The 6,716-nt window shown below is 64.2% G+C and carries 3 protein-coding genes; 2 read left to right on the top strand and 1 reads right to left on the bottom strand.

Features of this window, described 5'->3' with window-relative positions:
- Positions 1-2,194: DUF5801 repeats-in-toxin domain-containing protein (locus RR51_RS23280; protein ID WP_039614808.1), on the bottom strand; the 2,194-nt coding region annotated here is incomplete at its 3' end.
- 285 nt (positions 2,195-2,479) lie between these two features.
- Between RR51_RS23280 and RR51_RS23275 the strand changes: the two genes are divergently transcribed.
- Both RR51_RS23275 and RR51_RS23270 read left to right on the top strand, forming a co-directional pair.
- Positions 2,480-3,580, top strand: coding sequence for an efflux RND transporter periplasmic adaptor subunit (locus RR51_RS23275; RefSeq protein ID WP_039614807.1), 1,101 nt, complete (start codon positions 2,480-2,482; stop codon positions 3,578-3,580).
- A 6-nt stretch (positions 3,581-3,586) separates the two neighbouring features.
- The gene (locus RR51_RS23270) at positions 3,587-6,652 is read left to right on the top strand and encodes an efflux RND transporter permease subunit (RefSeq protein WP_039614806.1); all 3,066 of its coding nucleotides are present in this window, start codon (positions 3,587-3,589) and stop codon (positions 6,650-6,652) included.
- The last annotated feature ends 64 nt before the right edge of the window (positions 6,653-6,716 follow it).

Raw genomic sequence — 6,716 nt, 5'->3', positions numbered from 1 at the left:
AGTTGTCGGAGGTCAGGGTCTTCGAGTCATCGGGGTTGCTGGTGTCGGAATGGACGATGGCGCGAAGCTGGTCGAGGGTGACGGAACCGTTGCTGGCGACGCTGACGGTGAACACCAGTAGGTTGCCGGTGGCCGTGCGGCCTTCAACCACGGTGCCGTTGAGCGAGAGGTTGACGGCCTCGCCGGTGGCCGTGTCGATCAGGCCGGATGCGCCGGCCACCACGCCCAGGGCGTAGGTGAGCGTACCGGCGCCGTCGGCACCGAAGGCCGAGGTGAAGTTGGCGGCGAAGCTTTGCGTGGCGTTGGTCGTCAGGTCCGTTTCATCGACGGTCAGGACCGGTTCCGTACCCGTGGCGCTGATACTGGGCCCATCGTCTTCGAAGCTCATTTTGGAGCCAATTTCGGCGGTTGCGGTAGAGACCTGGCGTAGCATGAAACCGCCGATATCGAAGTCGGCATGTTCATTGCCTTTGGCGTCGACGGCGGCCCCGTTCTCGACGAGTACGCGGTTGTGATCCTGTGTGGTGGTGTACTCGATCTTCTGGCCGGCTTTGATGCCGGTGAGGGTGGCGACGCCGGAAGCAAAGCTGATGACGATGCTCGGGTCATTCACCGATCCATCCGAGTTCTCGACCACTTGCCCGGTGGCGATATTGATGACGCGAACGTTGGTGATTTCCACCGACGCATCGTTGGCGTAGCCATTGACGAAATTCACGCCAGGTTCAGCTGCGGTGCTGAAGGCGCTGATCCTGACCACGGCGCTCTTGCCGCTTTGCAACTGCACCACATCGAACGTGGCCGACTTCGCATTGAAGACGGCGGTGAAGTCGACGTTAGCTTCGATATCCGCTTCGTTCTGGTCAAGGTTGGGAATGGTCACATCCTGCCGGGCGCCGGTGACGAAGGTAAAACGGATACCTTCCTGTTCCACGATCATCTGGTTGTTGGTGCCAAAGGTGGTCGGGCCGCCCGCCTGGCTGGTATTGATCGTATCGCCCGTGGTGATGTTGGCACCGCTCGACTGGTCGGCCGGGTCCTTCCCGGTGGCGATGATCGTCGGGTCGGTGATGCGCAGGATGCCACCGTCATTGACGACGGTCGGGTTCGCGGTGGTGAACATCAGGAACAGGTTCTGGCCGGAGGGGGCGTTGGCCAGGCTGAATACCAGGTCCTGACTGGTGCCGATGAACACCTTGTTCAGCAGATTGAGTGCGTCGTCGGGGTTGCTCGTGTCCGGATGCTTCAGCGGTTGGTATTCCACCGTCCAGATCTTGCCGCCGCTGACGGGCGATCCGGTTTCTTCGATATAGCCCGCGAAGATGATCGCGCCTGTTGGCCCGCCAGCCCGGCCCAGCACGATGTTGTTGTTGGTATCGGTGTAGAGCAGGATGTCGACGCCATCGAGGGTATCCAGCCCGCTGTCCAAGCCATTGAGGGGCGCGCCAAGGCTGTCGGTGAAGCTGATGTCGGTGATGCTGCCTCCCGGTACCGGGGTGATGCTGAACGCATTGCTCCCGGTGTTGCCGACGGCGCCGGTATAGCCGCTCAAGGCGGCACCAGCAGGGGTACCGGCCCCCAGTGTGGTCAAGCGGGTCGAGAATGCGGAGGGCAGGGACGCCACCAGGATGTCGTTGTCGTCGGCATCCGAAGTCGGGGTTGGTGTAGCTGTGCCGTTCTGCAATGAGGCCGTTTCGTCCAGCGTCACGCTCACACCGGTCGCGGTGATGATCGGCGCGCTGTCTGTGAACGAGGCCGTGGCCCTCACATCATCGGCGCTGCCGAAGACCTGGTCGGCGCCCGCAGCTGTCGCGCTGAGCAGGAAGGTGGCGCCGGCCGAGTCGTCGGGGTTGATGTACCACGAGGTGGTGATGCTGCCGTTGACTTCGCCGTCGAGATCGCCAGCGCCGCCGTCGGTCACGTACCAAGGGGTGTGACCCTCACCGGAGCTGGTAGCGAGGACATCGTCGGGGGTGCCCCACAGCTTGTCCGCACCGGCGTCAGTGACATGGTCCACCTCGAATGCGACCGTGCTGCCAGCCGCGAAGCCGCTGGCCGTGACGATGGCGGTGCTGCCAGGGCTGTAGTCGCTCTGGTCGGTGGTAACGGTTGGTGAGGAGATCGGGGGTAGGTCATCCCCGGTGGAGCTGCCGTGTTTGTCTGTTGGCGAGGCATTCTTCTTGCGGATAGTCATGGCTCTCTCCCAAGCACTGCCGGTTGTCGAGGCCTGACCACAGGCCTCTGTAATAGACCTCCACTATGGCGAAGCGCCATGAGCTGCGCATCGGCTGATACTCCTAGGCGGACTGGGAGTATCGGACTATATGGCCCTGGCGCCGGGAGCCCGAAGGCGCACGGTCACATGCCGTTCAACGCACGCCTGCCGTATTCGGCTGCAACCTCTTCCCGGCATCCATTGCCTGACTTAATATACTCTCCAGTACAAATATTGAATGTGCCCTCCGCGAAAGGATTCATCATGTTGCGCCATGCCTTGTTCATTGCTCTGTCTGCCGCTGCCACGCTGTTGCTGGCGGCGTGCGGCCAGGAAGCCGCCCCACCGGCTGCGCCACGCCCGGCGCTGGTGGTGCAGCCGCAGCCGGCCGAAGCCGCTGCCGACAGTTACCCCGGCGAAGTGCGTGCACGCTTCGAGCCGGAACTGGCTTTCCGCATAGGCGGCAAGGTCAGCAAGCGCCTGGTCGAGGAGGGGCAGCGGGTAAAGGCCGACCAGCCGCTGGCCGAACTGGACCCGCAGGATGTGCGCCTGCAACTGGAGGCCAACCGTGCCCAGCTGGCAGCCGCCGAGGCCAACCTGTCGCTGGTGCGCGCCGAGCGCGATCGCTACCAGAAGCTGCTGGACCGGCAAATGGTCAGCCATTCCCAGTTCGATAACGCCGAAAATCTCTACCGTGCCGGCCTGGCCCGGCTGAAACAGGCCAAGGCCGAGTTCGACGTGGCTGGCAACCAGGCTGAATATGCTGTGCTGCGCGCCCCGCAGGCCGGGGTGATCGCCAAGCGCCAGGTGGAAGTGGGCCAGGTGGTCGGCGCAGGGCAGACCGTGTTCACCCTGGCCGCAGATGGCGAGCGGGAAGTCGCCATCGGCCTGCCGGAGCAGCAGTTCGCCCGCTTTGCCGTGGGCCAGCCGGTGAGCGTGGAGCTATGGTCGCACCCGCAGGAGCGCTTCCAGGGGCGTATCCGCGAGCTGTCACCGGCTGCCGACCCACGTTCGCGCACTTTCGCTGCCCGCATCGCCTTTACCTCGGCCGACACCCCGGCGGAGCTGGGCCAGAGCGCCCGGGTGTTCATCGCCCACGAAGGGCTGATCCCGTTGGCGGTGCCCCTGTCGGCAGTCACAGCGGAAAACGGCCAGGCCTACGTCTGGCGGGTCAACAAGGACAGCCGCCTGGAGCGGGCAGTGGTGCGCCTGGGGCCCTACGGCGCCGACAGCGTACCCGTGCTCGAAGGCCTCGCCCCCGGCGACTGGGTTGTCGCCGCGGGTGGCCATGTATTGCGCGAGGGCCAGGAGATACGCCCCGTGGACCGTACCAACCGCGTAGTGAACCTGACGGCCAAGGAGTAAGTCCCGATGGGTTTCAACCTTTCTGCCTGGGCGCTGCGCAACCGCCAGATCGTCCTGTTCCTGATGATCCTGCTGGCGGCCATTGGCGCCATGTCCTACACCAAGCTCGGCCAGAGTGAGGACCCGCCGTTCACCTTCAAGGCCATGGTCATTCGTACCCTGTGGCCCGGTGCCACCGCTGAGGAAGTGTCGCGTCAGGTCACCGAGCGCATCGAAAAAAAGCTGATGGAAACCGGCGAGTACGAGCGGATCGTCTCGTTCTCCCGCCCGGGCGAATCGCAGGTCACCTTCATGGCCCGCGACTCGCTGCATTCCAAGGACATCCCCGAGCTGTGGTACCAGATCCGCAAGAAGGTCGCGGACATCCGCCACACCTTGCCGCCGGAGATCCAGGGCCCGTTCTTCAATGACGAGTTCGGCACCACCTTCGGCAATATCTATGCACTGACCGGTGAGGGCTTCGACTACGCGGTGCTCAAGGACTATGCCGACCGTATCCAGATCCAGTTGCAGCGGGTCAAGGACGTGGGCAAGGTCGAGCTGATCGGGCTGCAGGACGAGAAAATCTGGATCGAGCTATCCAACGTCAAGCTGGCCACCCTTGGCGTGCCGCTGGAGGCCGTGCAGCAGGCCCTGCAGGAGCAGAATGCGGTCAGCACCGCCGGTTTCTTCGAAACGCCCAGCGAGCGCCTGCAACTGCGGGTGAGCGGGCGCTTCGACAGCGTCGAGCAGATCCGCCAGTTCCCCATCCGCATAGCTGAACGCACCTTCCGTATCGGCGATGTGGCCGAGGTGCACCGCGGCTTCAACGACCCGCCCGCACCGCGCATGCGCTTCATGGGCGAGGATGCCATTGGCCTGGCGGTTTCGATGAAGGACGGCGGCGACATCCTGGTGCTGGGCAAGGCATTGGAAAGCGAGTTCGAGCGCCTGGCACGCAGCCTGCCGGCCGGCATGGAACTGCGCAAGGTCTCGGACCAGCCGGCGGCGGTCAAGGCCGGCGTGGGCGAGTTTGTCCAGGTGCTGGTCGAGGCGCTGGTCATCGTGCTGCTGGTGAGTTTCTTCTCGTTGGGCCTGCGCACGGGGCTGGTGGTGGCGCTGGCCATCCCGTTGGTGCTGGCCATGACCTTCGCCGCCATGCACTACTTCGGTATCGGCCTGCACAAGATCTCCCTCGGCGCGCTGGTGCTGGCCCTGGGCTTGTTGGTCGATGATGCGATCATTGCCGTGGAGATGATGGCGATCAAGATGGAGCAGGGCTACGACCGCCTCAAGGCGGCCAGCTACGCCTGGAGCAGCACCGCGTTCCCGATGCTTACCGGCACCCTGATCACGGCGGCGGGCTTCCTGCCCATTGCCACGGCGGCCTCCAGTACGGGCGAGTACACCCGTTCGATTTTCCAGGTGGTGACCATTGCCTTGCTGACCTCCTGGGTGGCCGCCGTGGTATTCGTGCCTTACCTGGGCGAGCGCCTGCTGCCGGACCTGGCCAAGCTGCATGCCTCCCGTCATGGCAAGGACGGCCACGCGCCAGACCCTTACGCCACACCGTTCTACCATCGTGTACGGCGTGTGGTGGAGTGGTGCGTGCGGCGGCGCAAGACGGTGATCCTGCTGACCATTGCCGCCTTTGTCGGCAGTATCCTGCTGTTCCGTTTCGTGCCCCAGCAGTTCTTCCCGGCCTCAGGGCGCCCGGAGTTGATGGTCGACCTGAAACTGGCCGAGGGTGCCTCGCTGGCCAACACCGCCGAGCGGGTCAAGCAACTGGAGGCGTTGCTCAAGCAGCAGGAAGGTATCGACAATTTTGTGGCCTACGTGGGCACCGGTTCGCCGCGTTTCTACCTGCCACTGGACCAGCAGCTGCCGGCGGCCAGCTTTGCCCAGTTCGTGGTACTGGCCAAGTCGATGGAAGACCGCGAGCGCCTGCGCAGCTGGCTGATCAGCACCATGGACCAGCAGTTCCCCGACCTGCGTGCCCGGGTCACCCGCCTGGAAAACGGCCCGCCCGTGGGGTACCCAGTGCAGTTCCGGGTGACTGGCGAGCACATCGAGAAGGCCCGTGCGCTGGCCCGTGAAGTGGCCGACAAGGTGCGCCAGAACCCGCATGTGGTGAACGTGCACCTGGACTGGGAAGAGCCGAGCAAGGCGGTGTTCCTCGAAATCGACCAGGACCGCGCCCGCGCCTTGGGCGTGAGCACCGCTCACCTGTCGAGCTTCCTGCAAAGCTCGCTGACCGGCACCACGGTCAGCCAGTATCGCGAGGACAACGAGTTGATCGAGATCCTGCTGCGCGGCACTCGGCAGGAACGCAGCGAGCTGGGCAACCTCGGCAGCCTGGCACTGCCGACCGACAATGGCCAGAGCGTGGCGTTGTCGCAGGTCGCGACCCTGGAGTACGGCTTCGAGGAGGGCATCATCTGGCACCGTAACCGCTTGCCGACGGTGACCGTGCGCGCCGATATCTACGACAAGGAGCAGCCGGCGACGCTGGTGAAACAGATAGAACCGACCCTGCGTGACATTCGTGCCAAGCTGCCGGATGGATATTTGCTGGAAGTGGGCGGCACGGTCGAGGACTCCGAGCGCGGGCAGAAGTCGGTGAATGCCGGCATGCCGCTGTTCGTGGTGGTGGTGCTGAGCTTGCTGATGATCCAGCTGCGCAGCTTCTCGCGCACGGTGATGGTGTTCCTCACTGCGCCGCTGGGGCTGATTGGCGTGACCTTGTTCTTGCTGGTATTCCGCCAGCCGTTCGGCTTTGTCGCCATGCTTGGCACCATTGCCCTGGCGGGGATGATCATGCGCAACTCGGTGATCCTGGTGGACCAGATCGAGCAGGACATCGCGGCGGGGCTGGATCGCTGGCAAGCAATCATCGAAGCCACGGTGAGGCGCTTCCGCCCGATCGTACTGACTGCTCTGGCGGCGGTGCTGGCGATGATCCCGTTGTCGCGCAGTGTGTTCTACGGGCCGATGGCGGTGGCGATCATGGGCGGGTTGATCGTGGCCACCGTGCTTACCCTGCTGTTCCTGCCGGCGTTGTATGCGGCTTGGTTCAGGGTGAAGAAGGGCTGAAGGCCGCAGGGGAGGGCTTTGCCCTCCTTTCGCGACACAAGGCCGCTCCCACAAAGGTCCTGCA

Origin of the sequence: Pseudomonas sp. C5pp (genome assembly GCF_000814065.1) — a bacterium.
GTDB classification, from domain to species: Bacteria; Pseudomonadota; Gammaproteobacteria; order Pseudomonadales; family Pseudomonadaceae; genus Aquipseudomonas; species Aquipseudomonas asiatica.
This window is presented reverse-complemented; position numbering and strand designations above follow the sequence as displayed.